This window comes from Paenibacillus sp. 01L418 (assembly GCF_056400045.1).
Genome location: NZ_JBFTSN010000005.1, coordinates 43,816 through 68,863, shown reverse-complemented (window position 1 = coordinate 68,863; position 25,048 = coordinate 43,816). Strand labels below are relative to the sequence as shown.

The window sequence follows — 25,048 nt, the reverse complement described above, 5'->3', positions numbered from 1 at the left end:
GAGTGAGGTAGCGAGCCAAATTCAAGAGATTGCTGCGTCATCCATACAAATATCTACAGGCTCGCAAAACATTGCTGCTTCCACTTCAGCCAGCGCGAAGCAGGCTAATGAATCATCAGCATTGACGCAAAGCGTATCTGCAGCAACCGAAGAGCAGCTTGCGTACATGGAGGAAATAACAGCATCTGCAACAACGCTTCATGCTGCAGCAGGTGATTTGCAAAGCCATGTCTCTAAGTTCAGAATGGTATAACTGGTTGAAAGCCCCGAGCGAACCGCTTGGGGTTTCTTGCTGTCGTCCTTTTTATTTCTGGACACAGCGGCATACGCCCAAACCCAAATCAGCTCCTTGGCATAGGCTGTTATCATCACATGAAATCAAGGAGCTTAATCCGAATGCCAAAAACGACAACAAAACCGGAGATAACCGAATTATCGTCTGATGATCTTGCTATATGGGCTGCAGTTATATTAGTCATTGGCGATTTATTTGGATTGTTTGCCGTCATAAAAGCAAAAGAGGAAAAGGAAGAGCTGCTTTAAACCTTTGACCATGATGATTCAGCTTATCACATAAAAGTATTCTAAAAATTTCAATATAAAGGAGAAAAGTTGATGGCAGATAAAAAAGAGATTAAGTCTGAAGAACTGGCCAAGCTTTCAGCATCGCTTTCAGCCGTTGGTTATGGATTAATCCTGCTTTCGCTTGAGAGGGCAGATCAGGAAAACCTGGAGCGCAAGGGGAAGGAAAATGAGAAGATGTCAGCAGCAGTAAATCGGTTATATCGACGTTTCAATGGATAAAGAGAGCGGGGATGAAGGGTGAACATAATCTCTCCTTCAATGATTACGTAAACAGCCCCTCGCATATCGCAAGGGGCTGTTTGCATGCTGCTTACAAAATTAACTCAAGCCATTGTTCTTTCGTTACCGGACCGAAATAGAAGGGCAGATTAATATCAGCTGTAAGCTGCTTTAGAGCGGAAGCTTCATAACGAATGCCGATCAGTTTCTGAGCAACTTCATTGCTGTCGCCACGGCCAAAAAAGTCTCCGTAAATAGCAGCGTTCACAATCAATCCTTCTTCAACCTGAAGGCGAACATCAAAGGTGCCAACTCCTTCGATTCGTTTCTTCTGCTGTACATTAAAGGATGGAGAACGGCCATAGTTCCATTCCCAGCTGCGGTAGCGCTCTTCCGCCAGCTTGTGTATATTTTGCCAGTCCTGTTCAGATAACTCGTAGAACGGAATTTCAGCAGATTGCTCAAAGATGGATTGAAGCAGTCTTTGCCTAAACTGCTCTATCGTCATAGGCTCCTTCAAAAACTCTGTAATATTCGCCACGCGGCTGCGGATCGACTTCGTTGACTTCGATACATATTTCTCAGCATTTGCCTTTAGCGCAGATACAACATTTTCGATTTCAGAATTAAACAGCAGCGTTCCATGGCTGAACATTTTGCCCTTCGTCGAAAATTGCGCATTGCCGGATATTTTTCGCTCGCCAACCTGTAGATCATTTCGGCCGGTCATTTCGGCGTCTACACCCAGCTCTTGAAGCGCACGTACAACGGGCTCGGTGAACTTCTTGAAATTGTGAAAGGACTTACCATCATCCTTCATAATAAAGCTGAAATTCAAGTTGCCGAGATCGTGGTAGACGGCTCCCCCTCCAGAGAGTCKGCGGACGACGTGAAGCCCACTGCTCTCGACGTAATCTGCATTAACTTCCTCGACGGTATTTTGGTTCTTGCCAATGATGATGGATGGCTCATTTATGTAGAAAAGCAAGTAGTCATCGTTGTCAGGCAATGAACGCAATATATATTCCTCTAATGCCAAATTAAGCGTTGGGTCGGTGATGCCATTATTGCTTACAAAACGCATGATCTTTGTCCTCCTATGCTGTAGCTCATATTGGCATTATACCTGTACGTCCTGTTCCTTATCAAATGAAAGGTTCGTACTTAATGGGTACAACCTATGCATAAGCTGAAATAATTCGTATAATCGAATGAGGAAAAAAGCTTGATGCAGAGGTGAAGCAAATGGAAGCGAAATTTTGTATGTCATGCGGTCATGAGCTCGAAACCCGTGACGTTGACGGTACGATGAGGCGGGCTTGTACGAGCTGCAGCTTCGTTCATTGGGGAAATTATAGCATTGGTGTCGGAGCACTGGTCGTAAAGGATGAGAAGATTTTGCTCGTTCGCCGAGCGCAAGAGCCTGGAAAAGGTAAATGGACGAATCCGGGCGGTTATATTGAGCAGCTGGAGGCCATTCAAGACACGATTGAGCGAGAGGTTATGGAAGAGTGCGGCGTGCAAGCAATCGTTAAAAACGTCGTAGCACTGCGTGATCAGCCGAGAAATATACATAATCTGTACGTAGCATTTGAGATGGAATATGTGAGCGGAGAGCCTACCCCGGATTTTGTGGAGGTTGACGCTGCCGGTTTCTTCACCTTGCAGGAGCTGGAAGCAATGGATGTTGCCAGCTTTACACAGTGGCTGGTTGATGTTGCTTTCCATGGACAATCACAGGGACTCAAGATAGATAGGTCGCCTGTCGTGCCTTTGAACGGTTATGGATTATTTCGAGTATAAAATATAGCTATTAACCAGATTTATCCTGTTATTTATAGTAGAGACCTTCCTTGCGGAAGGTCTCTTTTTTTTGCGAATTAGAACACCCAGTATACCCAATACGATAATAGAATCAACGTGAATATAACGGTAATCGGAATGACGATTGAAGTTACCTTCAAATATTGGACCCAGCTAATTGGAACTCCGCCTTTACGTACGATATGCATCCACATAAGCGTTGCCAGTGTGCCAATTGGCAATAGGAGCGAACCGATGTCACTGCCGATGACACTAGCGAGATAAGCAATTTTTAACGTCAGAGGATCAAGGCCCATATTCATTAGTGTAATCGTACCGACCATAAGTGCGGGATGGTTGTTGAATAAATTGGAGAGTACGCTTAAAAGTCCGCCCATGAGGACGCTGGCGTGAACCAGGCTTCCAGATATGAGAGGCTGCATAAGATGAATAAGCCAATCCGTTAAACCGATGTTGTTAAGGCCATAAATGATCACATACATGCTGAAAGCGAATATGAGTATATACCAAGGTGTTTTTTTGAGCATGTCCGCCGGTGAAATTTTTAAGTGGTACCAACGCCAGCCTAGCAGAAGAGCAGATCCGATAACAGCCATTGCAGCGACGGGGAAGTGGATGTAGGAAGCGACAAAGAGGCTGATACGAACACAGAATACAAAAATAAGAATATTGCGCATGAAGCGGTTGCGGTTCTCTTTAGGCAAGGTTTCCTTTAACGGATGGCTGCCGGGCATAAGATTCCACCTGGAAGCGGGAGGAAGTGTTTTTGGAAGTGTGCGATAGAAGACGGCAAACAGCAGGAGCGACAAGAGGACAAGTCCAAGCGAAGCGGGTACGAACATCATGGCGGTATGCATGTAGAGATCCATATGAACGATTTTTAACGCAATTAAATTGACGATATTGCTTACGCCGATAGGGGCACTAGATGCCGTTGCGATTAATGCGCCAGATAAGAGATAAGGTATTTTTTGATGTTTTTTTAGTCCCATATTTTGCAGCAAGAGCAGTAATATGGGCGTTGTAATTAAGATGCTTCCGTCGTTGTTTACAAAAAGCGTCATGAGAAAGCAAAATAAGTTTGTTAGCCAAAACAAACGAATGCCGGAGCCGCGTGCTTTTTTGGTGAGCAGCTCGGCTGCCCAGTAGAAAAAACCGAAGCTTTCTAAAACAATGGCCATAACGATAGTAGCAATAATGGTGACCGCAGCCCCGCTTATCGTTTCGGTTATTTGACCGAGATCGGAAAGCGAGACGCTTCCGCTAAGAAGAACGACTGCAGCTCCGATTGTTGCGGGTATCGCTTCATTGACCTGCGGTCGCCAGAAGATGAAGCTGATTGTTAGAAGGAACGCGGAAATGGTCATAATGATCATTAAGTCATGCATGCTTTAACCTCTTTTCAGTTTTGAACCCTTTTTTTGCTTTATTGTGCAGCACTCCTTTTCTAGATAGAACCTTAGGCTACTTGGAAAACTAGCATTCTAGCAAAGCTAGAGATCCTCCTTTCTCTTATTTATTTTGTATCTATGTAGTGTAAGTATACGTACATGATAGAGTGTTCGTACTGGTCAATATCCCTATCTCTATCAAAATCTGCTAGTATCAATTGAAGATATTTGCCCCATAATGATAGATAGCTTCTATGGATTAAAGCCCAAAAAAACCCTCCTAACGATGGTCGTTTGGAGGGTTTTTAGTCGCTCTTCCATACTTGCTTAAAATATTGAGTAGGAGAGAGGCCGACATATTTTTTGAATACTTTGCTGAAATGATAGGGATCGTTGATCCCGACTAGATAACCGATTTCTCCTATGCTGAGCGGCGTCGTTTCAATCAATTGTTTCGCTTGGTTTACTCGAACCGCGTTGATGTACCGAATGATCGATTGGCCGGTAACGAGCTTAAAGGCACGGTTTAAATAATCATAGTTGCCTTCAAATGCAAGCTCAATGTCTTTGCCGGTTATTTTGCTCTGATAGTTTTGATGGATATAATCGAGCAGCGCGTTAACCTTAACAACCGACTTCGAATGAATTCGGTCGTTGCGCTTCAGCTCATCCATAAAATATTCACGTGAGAGCTCAACGAGCCATTGCATAAATTGAAAAGCAGTTAGGCTTCTATTGTAATACCTGCGCATATAGAGCTTCTGCATTTCATTTAATGCATGCAGGATGAGATTAAATCTGGTTTTATCAGAAATCGTATGGTATTTGGGGAAGTAGCAGTGATTTGGATGGATTCCATTAACGGTAGGCTTATGCTCAATAAACGGAGACTGGTCATGCTCAACAATAAAGTAATTGGCTAAAGCCAGCATATCATCCCTATACACAGCTTTAATATCTGAATGCTCAAAGTGAATGTAATAGTAATCGCAAACATGCTTTGCAGTTCCTTCATGATTCAAATTGGGCTCAAGAATAAGCAAGTCACCTTTACGCAGAACATAATGATTTTTCTCCTCTTTAATATGGAGTTCTCCACTTCTGATGAAATAGAGCACATACTCATTTATATTTCGTTTGAAATGAATCCACGGGCTTTTGTAAGCAATAAACCCCATAATTTTTATGCGAGGCACTAAATCCATGTTCATGGACAGCAATAGTTATGACCTCCTTCACTCCGTAAAAGTCGCTTTTGTACAAAAAGAGTCTAGATCGGACATTCCCGTTCATTCTAACACAAACTATACTGGGTTTGTAATTGAAGCCAATATAAGGACGGGATGAAGCATATGAAGAAGCTGAAAATAGGCGTTATTGGGCTTGGCGGCATTGCTAACTTTCATATTGAAGGCATCTTGGCAAGTGAACATGCTGAAATATGGTCGATATGTGATTGTAATGAGGAAGCGCTTTTGGCCAAAGGCAATGAACTGGGTATTCCGCTTGAGCGGCAGTATGTAAATCATTTGGATATGTTAAAGCAATCAGAGCTGGACGCTGTGACCATAGGCACACCAAACAGCAATCATTTTCAGATCGCGTATGACGCCATTATTCATCGCAAGCCATTTGCGCTTGAGAAGCCAATTGCCCTTGATGCGAGGGAAGCAGCGATTCTTAGACAGGAATTAGCGAATCATCCCATCCCTCATATGGTGTGTTTCACGTATCGTTATAAATCCGCGGTTCGATATGCGAAGCAGCTGCTTGAGCAAGGCACGCTTGGCAAGATCAATCACGTATACAGCCAGTATTTGCAAAGCTGGGGTATTAATGAGGAAATTCCACTGCTCTGGCGATTCCGCAAGGATCTGTCAGGATCGGGTGCGCTCGGTGATTTAGGTTCTCATATTCTCGATCTTAAGCGCTTCCTTATCGGAGAAACCGTGAAGGTTATCGCAGATGCAGGAACGATTGTAAAAGAGCGGGACAACCTAAATGGAGAGGGCAAAGGCGAGGTGGATGTTGATGATTTCTGTCATGTGCTTGCCCGTTTCGAAGATGGCGGCTCCTCTACGATGAACATATCCCGTTTCGCTTTTGGCCGCGGCAATTACCAACGGATCGAGATTTACGGTACGCAAGGAGCGCTCATCTACAACCTTGAAGAAGAGGATAGCCTTGAAATCAAGCTTGGAGAGGATAAGCAATTCCGTAAAATCGATATTCCAAATTCGTTCGCAGCAAATCAAATGCAGTCCTTCTTTAATTTGCTGAACGGCAAGCAAGATGGTCTCGACGCAACAATCGAGGATGGTTATATCAATCAGCTGACTCTGGATTCTATTCTCCTATCCACCCAGGAAGAGCGCTGGATTACGATAACACAGGAGGCTTCTAATAATGGCTAATATAAAGGTAACTGTCTGGAATGAATATCGGCATGAGAAGCAAAATGAACAGGTTGCAAGCATCTATCCCGAAGGGATTCATAACGCAATTGGCGGCTACTTGAAAACAGTGGATGGCTTTGAAGTAAAGACAGCGGTTCTCGACGAGCCTGAACATGGGCTAAGCGATGATGTGCTGTATCATACGGATGTGCTCATCTGGTGGGGACATCTCGCTCATGCTGAGGTGCGGGATGATATTGTCGAGAAGGTGCGCGCACGCGTCATGGAGGGCATGGGGTTAATCGTTCTTCATTCTGGCCATGGCTCCAAAATATTTGAGCGTTTGTTAGGCACTAAAACAGGAGATCTCAAATGGCGCGATTATGGCGAGAAAGAGCGGGTTTGGGTTATCGAGCACGGCCATCCGATTGCGGACGGCTTAAATGATTATATTGAAATTCCGAAGGAAGAAATGTACGGGGAGCGCTTTGACATACCCGCGCCAGATGAGCTCGTATTTATTTCCTGGTTCGAGGGGGGAGAGGTATTTCGAAGCGGCTGCTGCTACCGAAGAGGAAAAGGCAAGTTGTTTTATTTCCGGCCTGGACATGAAACATTCCCGATCTACCATCATCCAGATGTGCTGAGAGTCATTGCGAATGGCGTACGATGGGGGGCTCCTGTTCAAGGCGCAAGCACATCGCTAGGACGTGTTGCTCCGCTCGAGCCAATTGGAAAGTAAATGGTGAAGGTGTCTTATCTTTCTGTTTAGACAGAAAGATAAGACACCTTTTTTATTTTTCCAAAAAAGAGGCATTTAAAACGGAGTGAAATACGACACCTTTTCCGCAATGAAAACGGTTTCTAACGAAGAATGATCTAAGCATAATGAAGGAGAAGCATAAATATGAGGAGGGTCAATCCTATGAAATGGTACAAAACAATTTCGTACGGGGTACTAGCGGCGGTAATGGCTTTTACGATTACGGCGTGTGGAAACGGAAATAACGCACCTGCCAATAGCGGAGGAAATGCTCCGAAAAATGAAAGCGGTAACGCTCCGGCAGCGGGTGGCAAAAAAGTTACTATTGAATACTGGCATACCTATAGCGATCAAGAAGAGAAGGTGCTCACGGAAAATATTAAGCCGCTCTTTGAGAAAGAAAACCCAGGTATCGAGCTCAAGCTGACAAGAATGCCATACGAGGGCTTGAAAGAGCAGGTTATTGCCGGAGTAGCGGGCGATGCAGCACCTGACCTCATGCGAATGGATATTATTTGGGTTCCTGAATTTGCCAAGATGGGAGCGCTGCAAGATATAAGCAAGAACGAGGGTTTCGATGCATTAAAAGCAAATACGTTCGAAGCGCCTATGGAAACGAATGCCTATAACGGCGGCTACTATGGCGTTCCAGTAAACACGAATACAAAAATTGCTATCTACAACAAATCGGTTTTGGATGAAATCGGCATAAAAGAAGCTCCTGCGACAATGGATGAGTTCGTTGCAGCAGCCAAGCTTGCGGTCGCAAAAGGCAAACCGGGCGGTATTGGCATCGGCGGAGCGAACGTATGGGCAGCATCGCCTTACTTCTGGAGCCTTGGCGGTTCATTGACGAACGAGGACTATACAAAGGTTGAAGGCTACTTGAACAGCCCGGAGAGCGTAAAAGCGCTCGAAACGATTGTACAGTGGAATAAAGACGGACTCGTAACGCCTACGATTCTTGGCGGCGAGCCAGGCGCATGGGACGGTATGAAAAACAATGATTATATGATGATTGATGACGGCCCTTGGTTTTACAGCATTCTGATGAACGAAGCAGAATCGAAATTCAAACCGCTGGAGCAAACGGTTCGCGGCTTGATTCCTACTGGTGCAGGCGGCAGCCGATCTGTTGTAGGCGGCGAGGATCTTGTTATCTTTGCAAACTCGAAGCATCCGCAAGAGGCGTGGACATTTGCAAAATGGATGCTTGGCGACGAGCCGCAAAAGATCATGAGCAAGCTTGGTCTTATCCCTACAAACAAAACGGCAGCAAACGATCCGGCATTTCTTGAGCAGCCATTCGTTACAGAATACGTGAAGCAGCTTGAAACTGCACTGCCGCGCACACCGATTCCACAATACGGCGAAATGGAAGGAATCGTTAATCTTGCTTTTGAGAAAGCGGTCCGTGGAGAGCTTAAACCAAAAGAAGCGCTCGATGAGGCAGCGAAAAACATTGAAGCTATTTTGAAGAAATAAGTGAAATGCTAGAGCCTTCATCTACTGCAAAGGTAGATGAAGGCTCTAGTGAGATGAAGGATAGGGAAGGAGCATCAATATGTCTATACCAGTGACGGGGCAGCCGAAACAAGAACAGCGAATTCCGGCAGGCGTAAAGTTGAAAAAGGGCATTCAGCAGTGGATAAAGGTTATGCCTTATATCTTTCTTGGTGTTTTAGGAACGGCCGTATTCGTTATTTATCCGATGATTAAAAATATAATTATAAGCTTCCAGGAATACAGCATTATGCCTAATGCAGAAAATCCATTCATTGGCTTTGCAAACTACGTATCCGCATTTACGGATCCAAACAATAAAGTGTTAATGGCAATCCGAAATACGTTTCTGAACGTCGCGGTAACGGTACCTATTAACTGGTTTCTTGCCATCGTGTTTGCGGTCTTAATTAATATCCACTTCGTTAGGCATAAGATTGTGTTCCGTACGATTTATTATTTGCCCATCATCACGTCTTGGATCGTGGTCGCCTTCTTGTTCCGCTTCTTGTTCGCTGGCGGTGAATATGGCTTGATCAACTATATCTTTTATAAGCAGCTTGGCATATTCCATGAACCGATTAATTTTTTATCAAATTATTGGACGGCTATGATTGTCATCTGGTTGTTTCATATTTGGAAAACGGTTGGTTGGGGCGTAGTCATTTATTTGGCGGCCTTGCAGGGCATTTCGAAGGAGTATTATGAAGCGGCGCAAATTGATGGCGCTAACGGAACGAAGCAGTTCTGGAGCATTACGGTTCCGATGTTAGGTCCTGTCACCGCATTCGTTCTTATTAACCTAATTAACGGAGCATTCAACTTCTTTCCACAAGTGTACTTTATTACGCGCGGTGGTCCGATGGATCAGACACAGACGCTGCCAAGCCTTATGTACATGCAAGCATTTAAGAACTTTAACTTTGGTTATGCATCTGCGGTAGCCGTCATGATGGGGATTGCAGTGTTTTTACTCACCTATTCTCAGATGAAAAAATTCGGCAATCAGCGTTTTTTGTAGGAGGGAGAAGAAATGAAAACTAAATGGCATATTCAGCTACTAGTTTACAGCATTATCGTGCTTGGAGCGTTGGCTTTTCTATTTCCCTTCGTATATATGATTATGACGAGCTTCATTAAAGGGGCATACTCGCTGCCGCGGCCTAAGGAAGTATTCTCCGTCATCCCAAACCTATATAACTACCAGCTAGTATGGAGCAAAAATAATTTTGCAAGGTATTTCCTGAACAGCTCGCTCGTTACCATCGTGTCTATGACAGGAAGTTTGTTTCTCGGCTGTTTAACCGCCTACGGGTTTGCGAGATTTACGTTTCCGGGCAAAGAGTTTCTATTCCGAATGTTTCTTCTGACCATGATGATTCCCGGAGTGATCAACATTATTCCACAGTTTCTAATTATCAAATCATTTGGTTTGGTTAACACCTACTGGGGGCTATGGTTAATTTATATCGGCGGCGGTGTTGTTGGCAGCACGTTCTTCTTGCGCGGATTCTTTCAAAGCATTCCGAAGGAGTACGAGGAGTCCGTGTTGATCGATGGCGGTGGCAGCTGGCGCATTTTCTGGAATATTTACCTGCCTCAGTCGATGCCGGCGATTGCGACGCTTGCAGTTCTTTCCTTTCAAGGCACATGGGAGGAGTATTTCACGGCTCTAGTCATTATTAAGGATGAGGCGCTTCGGACGCTGCCAATTGCACTGCTGATGTTCAACGATAAATATGCGACAAACTATTCATGGGTATTTGCTGCTTCCATTATAGCGCTCATTCCGACGATAATCCTTTATATTATTTTCCAAAAAAGATTCGTACAGGGTGGATTTAACGAAGGCGGAGTGAAGGGTTAAATCTAAAAACAGGAGCTATCAAATGAAACGTAAAAGAAATCGAAATAGAATAAGTTCATCAGTCATTGTTGTCATTACCTCTTTTATGATCCTTGCTTCCGGCTGCAGCGAGCAGAAGGAAATAAAGGCGGAGCTTGTGAATAGCCAAGGTATAATAAGTCGCTTGTCGACCGACAAATCGGCTTATCGTCCCGGCGACAACGTTCATTTTACGTTGGATTTGGCTAAAACGGAGTCAAAAGCGAAGGTGATTGTCCAGTATCGCCATCTAGGGGAGAAGATCGCTGAGCAAGAAGTCAAGGTGGACGGCAATTCATTGGAATGGGATTGGACGCCTCCAAAGGAGGATGGCCGAGGTTATATGGCTGAGGTTTTCTTTGCAACGAAGGAAGAAGTGAAGGATCATCAGAACATCGCAGTTGACGTGTCCACAGACTGGAGCAAGTTTCCTCGTTACGGTTATTTAGCGGACTTCCACAGCATGAATGGGGAAGAGATGGCAACAGTAATCGAACGTCTGAATCGGTTCCATATTAACGGCATTCAATTTTATGATTGGCAGTATAAACATCATCAGCCTCTGAAGCTGGAAGGCAATCAACCAGCGCCGGAATGGCCGGATATTGCAAACAGGCCTGTCGCCTTGGATACAATTAAAGGCTATATTGACCTTGCGCACAGCAAAAACATGAAGGCGATGAACTACAATTTATTGTTCGGGGCATATGAGGGGGCAGAGGAGGACGGTGTCAAAAAAGCGTGGGCGCTGTACAAAGATCCTTCGCAAGCGAATCAGGATAAGCATCCATTGCCAGACAGCTGGGCCAGTGACATTATGCTCTATGACCCAAACAACGTGGAGTGGCAAAACTATCTGATCGATAAAGAAATTGAAGTATTTAACCAATTGAAATTCGACGGCTGGCATGTTGATCAATTAGGCGATCGCGGAGCGCTTTGGAATGCCAAAGGAGAAAGTGTAAAGCTGGCGCCGGGCTATGTATCATTTCTGAAAGCAGCTAAGGAGAAGCTGGATGTCGACTATGTGATGAACGCTGTCGGACAGTATGGGCAAGCCTTTATGGCTCCTCAGGCTCCTCTCTCATTCCTATATACCGAAGTATGGGACGGGCATCCGAAGTATGGCAACCTGAAGGGGATTATCGATCAAAACAACCAGTTTAGCAAAAATAAGCTAAACACGGTGCTTGCCGCTTATATGAACTATGATTTGGCAAACGCGAGCGGGGAATTTAATACGCCAGGCGTTCTGCTTACAGATGCAGTCATCTTCGCATCCGGCGGATCCCATCTGGAGCTTGGGGAAAATATGCTGGCCAAAGAGTATTTCCCTAATCGAAATCTCTCCATTCCAGCTGAACTGGAAGAGCAGCTTATTCGCTATTACGATTTCCTTGTCGCTTATCAGAACATTTTGCGAGATGGAGTAGAGGAATCTGAACTAATCGTATCAAGTACAGGGGACACAAGTGTTTCCGCTGCTCCAGAGCAAGGAAAAATATGGTCCTTTGCGAAGCAGAAAAGCGGAAGCGACATCGTTCACTTCATTAACTTCACTGATGCTAAAACCATGGAGTGGAATGACAGCAAGGGCGAGCAAGCTGTGCCTATTGAGCGTAAAGAAATAGACATTTCCATTGAGACAGAGCGTGAAGTTGCAAGTATCCTATTCGCCTCACCAGACTATTATCAAGGATCACCTATTAAGCTGAGCTTCAAGCAGCAAGAAGGCAAGGTTACACTTAAGCTTCCAGTCCTGAAATACTGGGATCTACTAACCATTAATTACAAGTAAGGTTGCGATAGCATGCAGAACCAAGCGATACGAAAGATAGTTTTCGTGCGCTTGGTTTTGTACACTGCAATGAAAGCGTTTGCTGATATGAACGTAATGCATGAGAATGAATGGAGCGAAGCCAGCATGGCTGCGCTCCTCTTCTATAAAACCTTCTATTTTAATCGTGTTGATTTAGGTAAACTAGGAGTATCTTCTTTAACAAGGTGGGCAGCTTATGGCGCGCTTCGAGAAAATAACGAACCGATTTGCTTCAAAAATGATTTTAGCGTTTTTACTCATTATTTTGATTCCGACCACTTTATCGGGTTTCTCTTTCTATTTGGAATCTTCCGCGCTTGTAAAACGAAATGTTAGAGCATCTACCGTTCAGGTTACCAAGCAAACCGCAGATGCCTTGTCTTCTATTTTCAACGCGGGAAGCGATACATCCGATTTAATATACAGTGATTTGAAGGTGCAAAAATCAGCGATGCAATATACCTCGAGTCCGCTTAGCGAGCAGATCGAGATGACGCAATCATTAAATACGCTGCTTAATAACGTCGTGTATTCAAGCTCATTCGTAAGAATTGTTTATATCATTAAAAGTGGGGGCATCGGCTGGGGGAGCGGCACATTTTCTACACCCAAACTGCGAAAGGTTGACTTGAATCATCAAGAGTGGGTAGCGGAGTCGAAAAAGCAGGATGGCGGGTTCGTATGGCAGCCGATGCGAAAGGATCCTTTTAGCGGTGGTGGGGAAAATACTGATCTTGTTCTCCCGATCAGCCGTGCGTTAAAAGACTTTGAATCGCTTCAGCAAATCGGTCTGCTGGTCGTTAATTTAAATGGCAAGGCCATCATTAATACGATTAAGCAAGTGAAGCTGGGGGAAACCGGACGTTATATGGTCGTTAACGCACAAGGTGAAATTATGATCGATGCGGATCTTTCACGAATTGGTCAGATGGTGGAGGATGCTAAACTGCATGAGTTGATCGTACATAATGATGCAGTTGAATTCGAGTACGCTAATAAGGGCGTCCATTATTATGGCGTAAAGCAGCTGCTAAGCAATGGTTGGCTGCTGGTTGGCACAGTTCCTACGCTTGAAATAACGGGGGCGCTGGATAAGCTGCATACACGTATTTTAATAACCTCAGCATGCTTCGCTTTGCTTGCGGTGCTCGTTGGTCTTCTCATCGCGAAGAAGGTTACGAATCCAATCAAGCAATTAACGCTAGAGATGAGGAGAGTTCAGCAGGGAGATCTATCTGTTCGAACAGCGTTAACGTCTACAGACGAGATTGGGCTCATGAGTAGGCATTTTAATAAAATGCTGGATGAAATTGAACAGCTGATGCTACGAGTGGAGCAGGAGCAAAACGAGAAGCTTGAGGCCGAGGTGCGTGCGGTCACTTACCGGATTCATCCGCATTTTCTCTACAATACGCTTAGTACGCTCAGATGGCTGATTCGAGCAGGAGAGATGGAGCGAGCCGAACAAGGGCTAGCGGCTCTAACTAGACTGCTTCAAGCGAATATGGGCAAGAACGGGCAAATGATTACACTTGCGGAAGAGCTGGAGATCATTCAGAAATATATCGTTATTTTAGAAATGCGGTATGAGCAAAAATATGCTTTGGCTATAGAGGTACAGCCTGGGGCGGATCAAGTGAAAATTCCAAGGATGCTGCTTCAGCCGCTCGTTGAGAATGCGATCTTCCACGGCTTCGTGCCGCTTAATCGCGGAGGAGATATTACGATTAAGGTGACAGAGCAGCAGGGAGAGCTGCGGATTGTGATCCATGATGATGGCTCAGGAATATCAGAAGAGAAGTTGAAACAATTGAATGCAAAGGAAGGTATGACGAAAGCAGGCATAGGAATGAAGCATGTTTATGATTCCTTAAGGCTTTATTATGGCGCAGGCTCGGGCATATCTGTTACGAGTGATATTGGACTCAGTACTCATATTCATATCGTCATCCGTTTATAAAGCTAAAGCTTCCGAGTTCAGATATTGCTGCCTACAACTTCGAGGAGGAAATGACGTGAACGATTATGTTTTGATTGTGGACGACGAGCCGATTATTCGAAACGGGCTTAAAAACTTCATAAGTTGGGATGAGCAAGGGCTGACCTTAGTAGGAGATTGTGCAAATGGCCTTGAAGCATTTGAACGGCTTCGATCTCAGCCTATTGATATTTTGATAACGGATATTAAGATGCCAGTTATGGATGGACTGGAGCTAACGCGAAAGGCGCTGGAGGTTAATCCGCTAACCAAGGTTATCCTAATTAGCAGCTACAATGAATTCGAATATGTGCGTGAGGGGATGAAGCAGGGTGCTGTCGATTACTTGCTTAAGCCGTCACTGGAAGCGGGGGAACTCATTGCTGTACTCGTGCGATGTAAAGAAATGCTGCAGCAAAACCGCAGACAAGTCGTGCAAAATCAACAGTTTGATGAGCAATTGGTTTTCCTTGCGAGAAGACGTTCTGAGCAGGAAATCATACGCTTGCTCGCAACCAGCGAGTCTGAATCTAAATTAGTTGATCTTTTTGATCAGCCAAATGATCGCTACGTTTGTGCTTTTGTTGTATCGGATGGTCTAAACGAGTGGCGGGAACGATACGGGGATTTGCATATTAGCATCATGTATGAGGATATGCAGGCTTTATTTTATGAGCAATTCCAGTATGGCAGTGCGCCGATTTTGACGGGAGAAGGTCTCTTTATGATCTTACCTCTTGTGGGGAATGCAGAAGGTGAGCTTGAGCGCTTCAAGAACCGGGTTGCTGCTGAACTATCGACCTCAATTTCTATTGGTTACTGTGTGGAGCAGGAAACAGAGCGGGTGGAAACAGGACTCAGAAAAAGCCGAGCTGCAGGGGAACGAAGATTTTTTGAAGGTACGGGCAAACTCTTTGCCTATGAACAAATACCGGATGAGAGCGAAGCGGGGTCTAATTATGAGGGAATGAACATGCAGGTTATGGTTGAGCAATTTCGCACCGAGGACCATACAAAAACAGTCATCGATCGCTTCGTTTCAAGCTGGACGAAGGGTGCTCAAACACCGGAGCACGTAAGAAAAGAAGCATATGAACTGCTCTCTGCCTATGCTTTTGTGAACGGAGGCTCAAAAACGCTATCAGATTTCCGAGAACATATTTGGCGCTGTGAGACGGTTGTTCAGCTCGAATCGACTATCCGTCAATTGTTTGAGGAAATGGAACATCCCAATCAGCTGAGGTTGGTTGATAAAGGCCATAGCGGACAGTTAATCACTAAAGCCATCGCCTACATTAAGCTCCATTACCGAGAAGACTTAACACTGCAACAAGTAGCAGATAACATACATGTAAGCAAAAGCTATTTTTCGAATTTGTTCAAAAAACAGGCAGGTCAAAATTTCATCGATTATTTAATCGATTTGAGGCTGCACGAAGCAAAACGGATGCTGGTTAAAAACGAGTACAAGATTTATGAGGTAGCTGAAAAATCCGGTTTTAACGATGTGAAATATTTTAGCAAGCTGTTTAAAAAAATGACTCAGATGACACCTGTAGAGTATCGAGATAAGCATCAACAATAGTTGATGGAGGAGATTGCCATGCTTATAAATAGGCTGATAATAATAGTGTGTTTACTTGCAATCTGCTCAGGCTGCAGCCAGCAGTCTATTCTTACAAATGACAGCAAGGTCGAGAAGTTAACAAATACCGAGAATACGGAAATCGAGTTCTGGCATACGTACAGTGATCAAGAGACTCGAATTTTGGAGGATATACTTATTCCTGCGTTTGAGGAGGCGTACCCCGCTATTCACGTCGTTCCTGTTCGGCAAAGCAACAACATGGAAATGAAATATACGCTCATCTCCAAGGCATCTTCCAATAGAGCGCCTGATGTAGTGCGTATGGATATTGTATGGGTGCCTGAGTTTTCCCAAAGCGGATTGCTGCTACCCCTGAGCGAATACGATGATTTTGGCAAAATAACGCAATTGCTGCAGAGCAATACAGGCTCAGCAGGTTATTATAAGGGTTCCTATTATTCTCTTCCCGTTAATATGAACACGAAAATTGCTATATTCAATCGTACATTGTTGGAACAGGCGGGCTTGTCAAAGCCGCCTGCAACTTTTCAGGAAGTGATTGATCTTGCTAAAAAACATCGATTCATGATTGGTATAGGGGGGCTTGAGTCGTGGAAGAGCTTGCCTTATATTTATGCGCTGGGCGGACGTATGACAGATGATTCATATTCGAAGGCATCCGGCTATTTGAATGGAGAAGCGACAATCAAGGCGGTTGAGCAGCTTTTATTGCTATATAAGGAGCAGTTGATTGATCGTACGGTTATTAACGGCGGCGGAGATAATTGGGAGGGGGTAAAGTCAGGGAAAATATTGGTCACAGATGATGGACCTTGGTTTTACAGCGTTTTTCAAGGCGAAGAGCTGGAGAGGGCGATTAACGCAACAATAGCAGTTCCGTTTCCGCCGGTTTTTGGTCCTGCCTCCATATTGGGAGGAGAAGATTTAGTTATTATGAAGGGCTCGAAAAATCCATTGCAGGCCTGGACATTTATGAAATGGATGGTCAATACGCAATCGCAAATTGCAATGTCGCAAACAGGCATAATTCCGACAAACTTGGAGGCCAAAGAGATAAAGGCGCAGGGTGAATCCTTTATTCATCCGTACACGGAGGCGCTTGATCATACATTTCTTCGTCCGCCAGTGAAAAGGTATAGTCGAATTGACGCTATTTATATAAAATATATGACCAAAATTTTTCAAGAGGAACTTTCGGTTAAACAGGGATTAACGGAAGCAGCCGCTAAGATTGATCGTTTGTTAAAGCAGTAAAATAGATTGATCCTCTAGACGAGACATGTTGTATGCAAAAAAAGCAGGAATCTATTTGTGATTCCTACTTTTTTTATTTCGAAGCGGCAGTCTGCTCCTTAACGGAGCTGAGCCATGCATCTTTAATATGAATTGAATTCACATCACTCAATCATCAGAATTTCACGAATATCCTTTTCCGATAGAGAGGATAGAGCCTCCTGACCAGGCTGGATAACCTCGTCAATCAGGTTCATTTTCTTTTGCTGAAGCTCATACATTTTGTCCTCGACCGTGCCTTGCGTTACGAGGCGGATGACCTGTACGACGTTTTTCTGTCCAATACGATGTGCACGATCGGCTGCTTGCTGCTCGACGGCGGGGTTCCACCAAAGGTCGTAGAGAATAACAGTGTCGGCACCCGTTAGGTTTAGTCCAGTGCCCCCGGCTTTTAACGAGAGCAGGAAGAGGTCGCGCTCACCGTCGTTGAATCGATTACAAAGCTCGACGCGCTCGGAGGCTTTTGTTTGTCCGTCCAAATAAAAATGAGTAATGCCTCGGTAACCCAGCTCCCGTGCGATTAGGCCGAGCATTTCTGTAAATTGTGAGAAGATGAGCAGCCGCTTGCCAGCACTCTGGCATTCCTCGATAATTTCGAGGAGCTGCTCAAATTTGGCGGAGCTTCCTCGGTAATCTTCTACGAATAAGGCAGGATGGCAGCAGAGCTGGCGAAGCCTTGTTATTCCAGCCAAAATTCGAATTCGATTTTGCTGGAAACTTTCATCGTTCAAATGCTTCACTGTTTCCTGCTGCAGCTTAGCAAGGAATCCAACATACAGCTGTTTCTGTTCAGGCAGCAGCTCCGACGCTTGTATTGACTCGATTTTGTCAGGCAGCTCCTTCAGTACATCACTTTTCAGCCTGCGCAGCAAGAACGGACGAACCCGCTTGGCGACAGCTTCTCGCGATAGCTCGTTGAAAGCTTGCTTGCTAGGAAATAACGCTGGGAAAACGGCTCCGAAAATAGACCATAGCTCCTCCAGCGTATTTTCCACGGGCGTGCCGGTCAATGCGAAGCGATACCCGGCATCAATAGCCTTAACGGCTTGCGCGGTTTGAGTCGTATGGTTTTTGAAATATTGCGCCTCGTCCAAAATAAGTGTGTGGAAGCTTTGCTTCATATAATCTTTAATATCTTTGCGCAGCAAGGGATATGAAGTTATGATCACATCCGCCGAAGAATCGCCTGTCAGCACGCCGCTGCGCTCTGACTTGGTGCCATCGGCAATAACGGCGCGAACCTCTGGAGCGAATTTCTTCAGCTCATTCAGCCAGTTGTAGGCGAGTGAAGCGGGAGCGACGATTAACGCTGGCTGCTCTCGCCTCCGAATCTCAGGAAGTACGGAAACGACAAATGCGATGGCCTGCACTGTTTTTCCGAGCCCCATATCATCGGCAAGAATGCCGCCGAAATGGTAATGGGCGAGCGTCTTCATCCATTGATAGCCATACTGTTGATAATCCCGCAGCACGTTCGCGAGATTGTCCGGTACAGGGAAATCCAAATTGTCGGGGTTACGCATGTTTTCCAGCAGCCGGCGGAACGATTTGCCAAGTCTTACCGCATTTCCGTTCTCATGTGAACCAATGAGATGAAGGCCGCGGGCTGTAGGTATCCGAAATTCAGTTCCTTGAATATCGCTCTGGCGCAGGCCGACCTCATTTAAGAAATGGATGATTTCTTGAAACTCGGCGCCATCAAGCGGCAATAACGAGCCGTTTGGCAAGCGGTGGTATTTGCGCTGCACTTCAAGCGACTTCAGCAGGTTCCGAATTTCCGATTCAGGAATGCCGTCCATATCGAACTTGAATTCCAGCCAGTCTGTACGCTCATCTACATTAATCGTTACTTTTGGCGCTGCATGCTTAGTCACAATTCGTACTTTAACAGCAGAGGTAGCGTACACGGTCAGCAGCTTCTCAAGCCGCGGGATGATATGGTGCAGAAATTCGAATTCCGAATCCTCGTCCTCCATGAAATAGCCGCCCTCTGTTTTGGCGAAGGGAACCAGCTCCATCAGCTCGAGAATGAGCCGCTCTTGTTCTCCGTCCCGCATGAGAATGCGATCAGTACCGCGTGATTTCTCGCTTCCTTCTAAAGGATTAATAATAATGTCGCCATATTGAAACTCAAGCCCTGCGACCAGCCGATCTCTTACCCGGTCCAAGTAAAGCTTCGCTTTAAGCTGCGTTTGCAGCACGCGGTCAGATATTGATTCCGCAATGCCGACACTGCCCAGCTTCATTAGTCCCGGGATGACCCTTTCCATAAACGGCTCCATTTGCGCAGGGGCAATATGAATCTTTGGCTTGCGCGAAGTGTCGAGCAGCTGCTTCATCTCCATAAGCCGTGTGCAAGATTCCGGTTTCAGCTCAATCAGCTTGCCGTTTGTAATGACCAGCTCATAATCTTCCATAATGATGATCTGATCAAGTCCCTGAATATCCAATTGATAGCCGTCGCTCGTCGCTTGATCAAACGCAAAATGGAGCGGGAGCGCTTCGTCACTCCGTTCAATGCCATGAAACGTTTGATTGTTATAGAGCAGCTGTACGGTCGGTGCAGCAGTTAGCAAAGGAAGCGTCTTATCCCATGAGGAGGGAGGCACAAGCAGCATACGGTCTCCGCTTGCCGGAGCCTCTCTTAGAATTGAGCGGGACAGCGATTCCCTGAATATCTTTTCATTTCGGTAGATTTGAATAAGCCTCGCAAGCACCGCATCATTCTCCTGCTGAAAGCTGTGAACGGCTGGATCATAGGTGAAATGTTTCGAGAAAACGTAAGGCTCCCGCCGATCGACCTTTTCCAGAAATTCTCGTATTTGCTGTACGATATATAACCGTTTTGGGCCAACCTTAAGCTCAATGCCGAACATATGCTTTCGGAAGCCGTAGGGGAAAAGCTTAACAGAAATCTCTACTTCAAGAGTGGTGCGCATGTCCAAAAGCGACCGGCTTCCGCTTGTGCGGATCGGACGGTGGCTGAACAAGCCTAACATGCCGTTAGCCAGCCGAGTATCGGCTGCTTCTAACCCCGCATGCGCCGCATATCGATTACGGAGATGGGTTGTATCTGCTTCGTCATCATCGTAGTAAGGCCTATCCTCTGGATGAAGGAGTGAGGGGTAGATACGGGCAGGCTTATCATACTCATTTTGAAAATGATGAATTTGCAGCAGCGCCGCAGCTACATGCTGGCAATACTTATCGTAGGTGCTGAAAGCGAGACAGGAGCACTCCGCTTCGACGTCTCCATCCAGGTCAATATCGATCGTAACCTCATAGCGATGGTTGCCCATTACGATAGCTTTAAAGCTGCTTGCCTCAGGACCTTGGTCCGCAAGCGTAACTTTTCCATCTTTATAGTAGGCTTCGCCGCGTTCATAGAAGGTATCGCCGCATAGCAGCTTAATAACTCGCTCGGACAACTGTACGCTCATGGTATGGTTCCTTTCCGCTAGCGGAACGCTTGTTCCGATGTGTAAGTTAATTCTTATCATAGCAGAATATGTACAGCAGGTCACAATTCAAAATGTGGGCATTGGGCTTCTGAAATAAAAGCCTAGCATGAAACAAGGATAATGCTAGCTCTACTTTTGATGTGGTCTAGGCAGCTCTTACTGAAATTGAATGCAATCAACGGTATAATGTAGGAAGAGAAGCTAAGCTTGATTATGGGAAAAGGAGCTGGACAACCATGCATTACCGACGACTTGGAAATAGCGGCCTCAAAGTATCCGCGCTCGGTTTAGGTACCAACGCTTTTGGCAAACGCGCAGATTATGAGGCTTCAAAACAAATCATTCATAGCGCGATAGACAATGGAATCAACTTTATCGATACAGCTAACATCTATGCAGCCACCGAATCCGAAAAAATCATTGGGCAGGTGCTTGAGGGACAGCGTCAACATGTTGTTTTAGCTACAAAAGCAGGGCTAGTTCGGGGAGCAGGCGTAAATGAGCGCGGCTCATCCAGATTTCATTTGCAGACGGAACTGGAACAGAGCTTAAAACGTCTAAAAACCGACTATATCGATCTATATCAAATTCATACGTTTGATCCTGAAACACCGCTTGAGGAAACACTTCGAGCATTAGAGGATATGGTACGCTCTGGCAAGGTGCGCTACATCGGAGCTTCCAATTACTTTGCGTGGGAGCTGATGAAGGCGCTCGGAATCAGTGATCGGCTTGGGATTAACCGCTTCGTATCGACACAAGTAAGCTACTCCTTAGCGGATCGAACGCCGGAAAACGAGCTGGTTCCGATGTGTCTAGACCAAGGCGTGGGCATCATTCCGTATTTTCCGCTGGCTGGCGGCATTTTGTCAGGAAAATACAGCGCAGCACAGCAAGCGCCAGAGGGCTCTCGCGCTCAGACCGACCCGAGTTTCCAGCGATTTATCGATACTAAAACCATTGCATTAGGTGAAAATGTAGCGAAGCTTGCGGAACAATTGGACTGTACGCCAAGCGTATTATCACTCGCGTGGCTCATGCATCAGCCTGTCGTATCTACAGTCATTGTGGGAGCGACAAAGGTGGAGCAGCTCAAAGAAAACTTGAAGAGTGTATCCTTGCAGCTGACCGCAGATACAGAAGAGGAATTGCAGAAGATTAGCCGCCCATTCCGTACGGGTGAACCTTTTGCATGGTATCGCTTGCCGTAGAGATAGACACAACGGGTACCCACACGCAAAACACTTTGAAGAAGGTGCATGGCTTGTGGGTGCTTTTTTGTATAGAAGCCTTGTTATTGTTGCATTCGTGGGCAAATTGTAGATGCAGCCTTGTTTCATCTCTATCCGATTTGTTTTATAAGTTATTATCAAATAGGAGGAGAGTGAGAGGCATGACGGAGAAGCAAACCTATTATGTATCGATTTCTGGAAAGCGGGTCGAGCCTGAACCTTCCATCAATGATCAGTTAACGGTAACCGCAACGCAGGCGGAGATCAGTGAGCTTCAGCAGCTGCTCGACCAAATTCAGCGGGACGATGAGAAAACACAATTTCGCGCACCAATCCCTTATAAATCAGCTGATAATGACAAAGCAACCGACAAGTTTAATGAGGATATCATCAAGGTTTACGAAACCGTATATGTGTTAGGCACGGCAGAAACTAGAGATCATATTCGCCAAATGAATATTTTAAACAAGCTGCAAGACTCTGATTACGACTATCCCGGATATGAGCGATAAAAAAACGGTAAGCCAGTAAACAGATAAGAGGCTGTCACTAAAGGCAAATTGCCTTAAAAGAGACAGCCTCTTTGCTTTGAAATGGATAAATGATGAAGAACATATTCAGATCAATATTGATGCCGCTCTAAGTCGTCTACGTAGTCCTTGGCCTCTTTGAGGCTGACGCCACTTTTTTTTCTAAACTCTTTAATTGCTTGAACTCTCTTTCCTGAAGCAACTAGCATGCGTAATCTATCATCGATATTTATAGGGGCGTTGTTGCGAGTCATACCGGGTGAGGAAGGAGGGGAATTCAGGTTTGGCTTGGGTGATCTCGAAAAATCCGAATGGTTGTTAGCCCGTTGAAGCTCTAATTTTATTTCGTCAACCTGTCTCTGCAAGCTAAATACTTTTAATCCAAGCAGGACGGATAGAACTAATGCACTCACAGCAACAATTTCGATCGTTTCCATTACGAATCTCCCCTTCCTGTTTTGAAAACCTATTATAACATAATTACAATTATTGTAAGGGCGATTTCTAGCTGCTGAGCAAGAATGTTTTGATAATGAGAATGATTATTAATATAATAAGAGAGGTGGAAATTGTAAATAGACATGGAAGGTGAACATGATGACATTACAGGAACATATACCATTATGGAATCATGCTGCTATACGGGTGCTTGATGTTCGTCGGTCTATTTTGCGATCGGGTGAGAGTGTGCAAGGCTTCCGATTGCCAGCTAGTGCCTTCTTTTTCGCTGCTGCTGGTGATGCAAAAATTCTCATAGACGGAATGGAGCATATGGTGAATCGTTTTTATGTGTGCCATGCCGGAAAAGGCGCTACGATTGATATTGTGCAAGTGAATGAAAAACTCGATTATTATTTTATTTTTTACAAAGCAGTCCTCGTTTTACCAGCTCGTAAAGAACTGTTAAAAGTATATRGAGACAATAATCCCTTTCAAATGCAATATGGTTTTGCCCCTGCCTTTCCGCTAGGTCTTCTGACGAGAATCGAGCAAATGTATTCGCACTGGATGCWTGATATTCAATTGGAAAGATTTCATGTGAGAGCGTTGTTTCACCAATTGGTATACGATCTTATGAAGCAGCTCCATGCCGCTGAGGGTGCAGCCAAAGCTCAGCCGGATTACGTCAGCCAAACGATTCGCTTCATGGAGGAACGTTACGCTGAGACAATCAGTCTTCAAGAATTGGCGAGCACTCTTCATTGCAATGAGAGAAAGCTGCAGCGATTATTTAAAGCGCAGCTTCGGATTGGGCCACTAGAGTATCTCATTCAGGTTCGAATGGATCATGCGCAAACGATGTTATTGAATACGAATATGCCGCTTAAAGCCATTGCAGAATCAGTAGGTTATGGTGATAGTTATTATTTTAGCCGAGCCTTTAAGAAGCATATTGGCGTTTCTCCTCTTAACTTCAGAAAGCACCGTCGGATAAGTTCATCCTCTATGTCGCAAAATTCCATTGTCGCGGATACTTCTCTCTCGTATGATGGTGATTGTGATAATCATTATCAACAATTAGACGGAGGAGTTATACGGATGAATAGGAGTAAGAGGTCGATTTTAGCGGTTAGCTTGATGCTCAGTTTAATGTTATTGTTGAGTGCATGTTCGACGGGAAATAGCATGGGAAACAATACGGGAGGGGCTAGTCCAGCTGGAGCTGAATCTAGTGCAGCTTCTACAAACACAAACGTATCGCAAACAGCGCAACAGGCGTATCCTGTTGTTATTAAACATATGAAGGGCGAAACAACGCTGGAGCAGCGCCCACTTAAAATTGCGGTGCTTGATACAAAATTTGTGGATCAATTGGTAACTTTAGAAGAGCAGCCAGCGGGCAGCGTAAAAGCCGCGGCAGACAAAACAGACTTCCCGGCTTATTTAATGGATAAGCTGAAGGATGTTAAATTGCTCGGTACAAGGGATGAGCCCAACCTTGAGGCTATTATGGCCATGGAACCCGATTTAATTATTTGTACAGAATTCCAAGAAGAAGTGTATGAGAGCTTGTCCAAAATTGCTCCAACGATCATGCTCGAATTTAATGAGGATTGGCGCGTCACTTTAGATACTTTTGGAAAAATTGTAGGGAAGTCTGAAGAAGCGAAGGCTGTCTTGGAGGCCTACAACGTGAAAACAGAGAAGCTGAAGGTAGAGCTAAAGGCTAAGCTCGGAGATCAAACTGTTGCATTAGCGCGCCCACGTGATGAGGGGATACGGATACATACACCAATCCACCGTACAGGAGCTATTTTATACAATGATTTAGGCTTGAATGCCCCAGAATCAGTTTTGAAGGAAAAGGATACCGCTTATGAAATTGCATTAGAGGCTTTCCCGGAAGTTGGCGCTAATCATTATTTCCTCGTAAAAGATGATATGTTCAAGGCGGCAGTGGACGAAATCCAGAAGACGGAAACGTGGAAAAATGTTGAAGCTGTGAAAAACAATCAAGTCTATGATGTGGATTCAAACATATGGATTGCCTATTATGGCCCGATTGCCATTAATATGATTGTTGACCGGGTAGCAGAAATTTTCCTTGGTAAGGCATAAC

The 25,048-nt window shown here is 45.1% G+C and carries 20 protein-coding genes and 1 pseudogene; 16 read left to right on the top strand and 5 right to left on the bottom strand.

Annotated elements, in window-relative coordinates:
- From AC1DSE_RS01625 to AC1DSE_RS01615, 3 genes and pseudogenes are all read left to right on the top strand, one after another.
- A pseudogene (locus tag AC1DSE_RS01625) lies at positions 1-253 on the top strand (methyl-accepting chemotaxis protein); the annotation flags it as partial.
- A gap of 143 nt (positions 254-396) precedes the next feature.
- Positions 397-543, top strand: a complete 147-nt coding sequence (locus AC1DSE_RS01620) for a hypothetical protein (protein WP_179089894.1) — start codon at positions 397-399, stop codon at positions 541-543.
- A gap of 72 nt (positions 544-615) precedes the next feature.
- A complete protein-coding gene (locus AC1DSE_RS01615) occupies positions 616-804 on the top strand; it encodes a hypothetical protein (RefSeq protein ID WP_076270373.1) in 189 nt (62 codons plus the stop codon).
- Positions 805-895: 91 nt separating this feature from the next.
- Here the strand turns inward: AC1DSE_RS01615 and AC1DSE_RS01610 are convergent, their stop codons facing one another.
- Positions 896-1,888 carry a lipoate--protein ligase gene (locus AC1DSE_RS01610; RefSeq protein ID WP_477510007.1) on the bottom strand — a complete coding sequence of 331 codons (993 nt, stop codon included), beginning with the start codon at positions 1,886-1,888 and terminating at the stop codon, positions 896-898.
- 161 nt (positions 1,889-2,049) lie between these two features.
- Between AC1DSE_RS01610 and AC1DSE_RS01605 the strand changes: the two genes are divergently transcribed.
- On the top strand, positions 2,050-2,607 hold the full coding sequence (locus tag AC1DSE_RS01605; protein WP_477510008.1) for an NUDIX domain-containing protein: 558 nt from the start codon (positions 2,050-2,052) through the stop codon (positions 2,605-2,607).
- A gap of 77 nt (positions 2,608-2,684) precedes the next feature.
- Here AC1DSE_RS01605 and AC1DSE_RS01600 read toward each other — a convergent pair whose 3' ends face one another.
- Together AC1DSE_RS01600 and AC1DSE_RS01595 are read right to left on the bottom strand one after the other, a co-directional pair.
- Positions 2,685-4,016, bottom strand: coding sequence for an ArsB/NhaD family transporter (locus AC1DSE_RS01600; protein ID WP_477510009.1), 1,332 nt, complete (start codon positions 4,014-4,016; stop codon positions 2,685-2,687).
- A 308-nt stretch (positions 4,017-4,324) separates the two neighbouring features.
- On the bottom strand, positions 4,325-5,230 hold the full coding sequence (locus tag AC1DSE_RS01595; protein WP_477510052.1) for an AraC family transcriptional regulator: 906 nt from the start codon (positions 5,228-5,230) through the stop codon (positions 4,325-4,327).
- A 141-nt stretch (positions 5,231-5,371) separates the two neighbouring features.
- On the opposite strand from AC1DSE_RS01595, the gene AC1DSE_RS01590 reads away from it, so the two are divergent.
- The 9 genes from AC1DSE_RS01590 to AC1DSE_RS01550 all read left to right on the top strand — a co-directional run bounded on the left by AC1DSE_RS01590 (position 5,372) and on the right by AC1DSE_RS01550 (position 17,226).
- Positions 5,372-6,433 carry a Gfo/Idh/MocA family protein gene (locus AC1DSE_RS01590; protein WP_441884382.1) on the top strand — a complete coding sequence of 354 codons (1,062 nt, stop codon included), beginning with the start codon at positions 5,372-5,374 and terminating at the stop codon, positions 6,431-6,433.
- Entirely contained in the window at positions 6,426-7,157 is a 732-nt protein-coding gene (locus AC1DSE_RS01585; protein ID WP_477510010.1) for a ThuA domain-containing protein, read from the top strand. Before AC1DSE_RS01590 ends, AC1DSE_RS01585 begins: the two co-directional genes overlap by 8 nt.
- 183 nt (positions 7,158-7,340) lie before the next feature.
- The gene (locus AC1DSE_RS01580) at positions 7,341-8,663 is read left to right on the top strand and encodes an extracellular solute-binding protein (protein ID WP_441884376.1); all 1,323 of its coding nucleotides are present in this window, start codon (positions 7,341-7,343) and stop codon (positions 8,661-8,663) included.
- 79 nt (positions 8,664-8,742) lie between these two features.
- Positions 8,743-9,702, top strand: coding sequence for a carbohydrate ABC transporter permease (locus AC1DSE_RS01575; protein ID WP_339205187.1), 960 nt, complete (start codon positions 8,743-8,745; stop codon positions 9,700-9,702).
- 12 nt (positions 9,703-9,714) lie between these two features.
- Positions 9,715-10,548 carry a carbohydrate ABC transporter permease gene (locus AC1DSE_RS01570; protein ID WP_076270382.1) on the top strand — a complete coding sequence of 278 codons (834 nt, stop codon included), beginning with the start codon at positions 9,715-9,717 and terminating at the stop codon, positions 10,546-10,548.
- 22 nt (positions 10,549-10,570) lie between these two features.
- Positions 10,571-12,364: a glycoside hydrolase family 66 protein gene (locus tag AC1DSE_RS01565; RefSeq protein WP_477510011.1), complete on the top strand. Its 1,794-nt coding sequence runs from the start codon at positions 10,571-10,573 to the stop codon at positions 12,362-12,364.
- Between the two features lie 217 nt (positions 12,365-12,581).
- Positions 12,582-14,345 (top strand): cache domain-containing sensor histidine kinase, encoded by a 1,764-nt coding sequence (locus AC1DSE_RS01560; RefSeq protein WP_477510012.1) that lies wholly within the window; start codon positions 12,582-12,584, stop codon positions 14,343-14,345.
- Between the two features lie 55 nt (positions 14,346-14,400).
- Entirely contained in the window at positions 14,401-15,948 is a 1,548-nt protein-coding gene (locus AC1DSE_RS01555) for a response regulator transcription factor (RefSeq protein ID WP_477510013.1), read from the top strand.
- An 18-nt stretch (positions 15,949-15,966) separates the two neighbouring features.
- Positions 15,967-17,226 carry an extracellular solute-binding protein gene (locus tag AC1DSE_RS01550; RefSeq protein ID WP_477510014.1) on the top strand — a complete coding sequence of 420 codons (1,260 nt, stop codon included), beginning with the start codon at positions 15,967-15,969 and terminating at the stop codon, positions 17,224-17,226.
- Positions 17,227-17,369: 143 nt separating this feature from the next.
- Here the strand turns inward: AC1DSE_RS01550 and AC1DSE_RS01545 are convergent, their stop codons facing one another.
- Complete coding sequence (locus tag AC1DSE_RS01545; RefSeq protein WP_477510015.1) at positions 17,370-20,705, bottom strand: DEAD/DEAH box helicase; 3,336 nt, start codon at positions 20,703-20,705, stop codon at positions 17,370-17,372.
- A gap of 257 nt (positions 20,706-20,962) precedes the next feature.
- Here AC1DSE_RS01545 and AC1DSE_RS01540 point away from each other — a divergent pair, with 257 nt between their 5' ends.
- Positions 20,963-21,937, top strand: coding sequence for an aldo/keto reductase (locus AC1DSE_RS01540; RefSeq protein WP_477527345.1), 975 nt, complete (start codon positions 20,963-20,965; stop codon positions 21,935-21,937).
- Positions 21,938-22,119: 182 nt separating this feature from the next.
- Entirely contained in the window at positions 22,120-22,470 is a 351-nt protein-coding gene (locus tag AC1DSE_RS01535) for a hypothetical protein (RefSeq protein ID WP_441912881.1), read from the top strand.
- Between the two features lie 110 nt (positions 22,471-22,580).
- Here AC1DSE_RS01535 and AC1DSE_RS01530 read toward each other — a convergent pair whose 3' ends face one another.
- Positions 22,581-22,925 carry a hypothetical protein gene (locus tag AC1DSE_RS01530; RefSeq protein WP_441884354.1) on the bottom strand — a complete coding sequence of 115 codons (345 nt, stop codon included), beginning with the start codon at positions 22,923-22,925 and terminating at the stop codon, positions 22,581-22,583.
- 157 nt (positions 22,926-23,082) lie between these two features.
- Between AC1DSE_RS01530 and AC1DSE_RS01525 the strand changes: the two genes are divergently transcribed.
- Positions 23,083-25,047, top strand: a complete 1,965-nt coding sequence (locus tag AC1DSE_RS01525; protein ID WP_477527344.1) for an ABC transporter substrate-binding protein — start codon at positions 23,083-23,085, stop codon at positions 25,045-25,047.
- Position 25,048: the final 1 nt, after the last annotated feature.

Coding starts and splice junctions, on each gene's coding strand:
- AC1DSE_RS01620 (WP_179089894.1), top strand. CDS start 397: ATGCCAAAAACGACAACAAAACCGGAGATAACCGAATTATCGTCTGAT.
- AC1DSE_RS01615 (WP_076270373.1), top strand. CDS start 616: ATGGCAGATAAAAAAGAGATTAAGTCTGAAGAACTGGCCAAGCTTTCA.
- AC1DSE_RS01605 (WP_477510008.1), top strand. CDS start 2,050: ATGGAAGCGAAATTTTGTATGTCATGCGGTCATGAGCTCGAAACCCGT.
- AC1DSE_RS01600 (WP_477510009.1), bottom strand. CDS start 4,016: ATGCATGACTTAATGATCATTATGACCATTTCCGCGTTCCTTCTAACA.
- AC1DSE_RS01595 (WP_477510052.1), bottom strand. CDS start 5,230: ATGAACATGGATTTAGTGCCTCGCATAAAAATTATGGGGTTTATTGCT.
- AC1DSE_RS01590 (WP_441884382.1), top strand. CDS start 5,372: ATGAAGAAGCTGAAAATAGGCGTTATTGGGCTTGGCGGCATTGCTAAC.
- AC1DSE_RS01585 (WP_477510010.1), top strand. CDS start 6,426: ATGGCTAATATAAAGGTAACTGTCTGGAATGAATATCGGCATGAGAAG.
- AC1DSE_RS01580 (WP_441884376.1), top strand. CDS start 7,341: ATGAAATGGTACAAAACAATTTCGTACGGGGTACTAGCGGCGGTAATG.
- AC1DSE_RS01575 (WP_339205187.1), top strand. CDS start 8,743: ATGTCTATACCAGTGACGGGGCAGCCGAAACAAGAACAGCGAATTCCG.
- AC1DSE_RS01570 (WP_076270382.1), top strand. CDS start 9,715: ATGAAAACTAAATGGCATATTCAGCTACTAGTTTACAGCATTATCGTG.
- AC1DSE_RS01565 (WP_477510011.1), top strand. CDS start 10,571: ATGAAACGTAAAAGAAATCGAAATAGAATAAGTTCATCAGTCATTGTT.
- AC1DSE_RS01560 (WP_477510012.1), top strand. CDS start 12,582: ATGGCGCGCTTCGAGAAAATAACGAACCGATTTGCTTCAAAAATGATT.
- AC1DSE_RS01550 (WP_477510014.1), top strand. CDS start 15,967: ATGCTTATAAATAGGCTGATAATAATAGTGTGTTTACTTGCAATCTGC.
- AC1DSE_RS01545 (WP_477510015.1), bottom strand. CDS start 20,705: ATGAGCGTACAGTTGTCCGAGCGAGTTATTAAGCTGCTATGCGGCGAT.
- AC1DSE_RS01540 (WP_477527345.1), top strand. CDS start 20,963: ATGCATTACCGACGACTTGGAAATAGCGGCCTCAAAGTATCCGCGCTC.
- AC1DSE_RS01535 (WP_441912881.1), top strand. CDS start 22,120: ATGACGGAGAAGCAAACCTATTATGTATCGATTTCTGGAAAGCGGGTC.
- AC1DSE_RS01530 (WP_441884354.1), bottom strand. CDS start 22,925: ATGGAAACGATCGAAATTGTTGCTGTGAGTGCATTAGTTCTATCCGTC.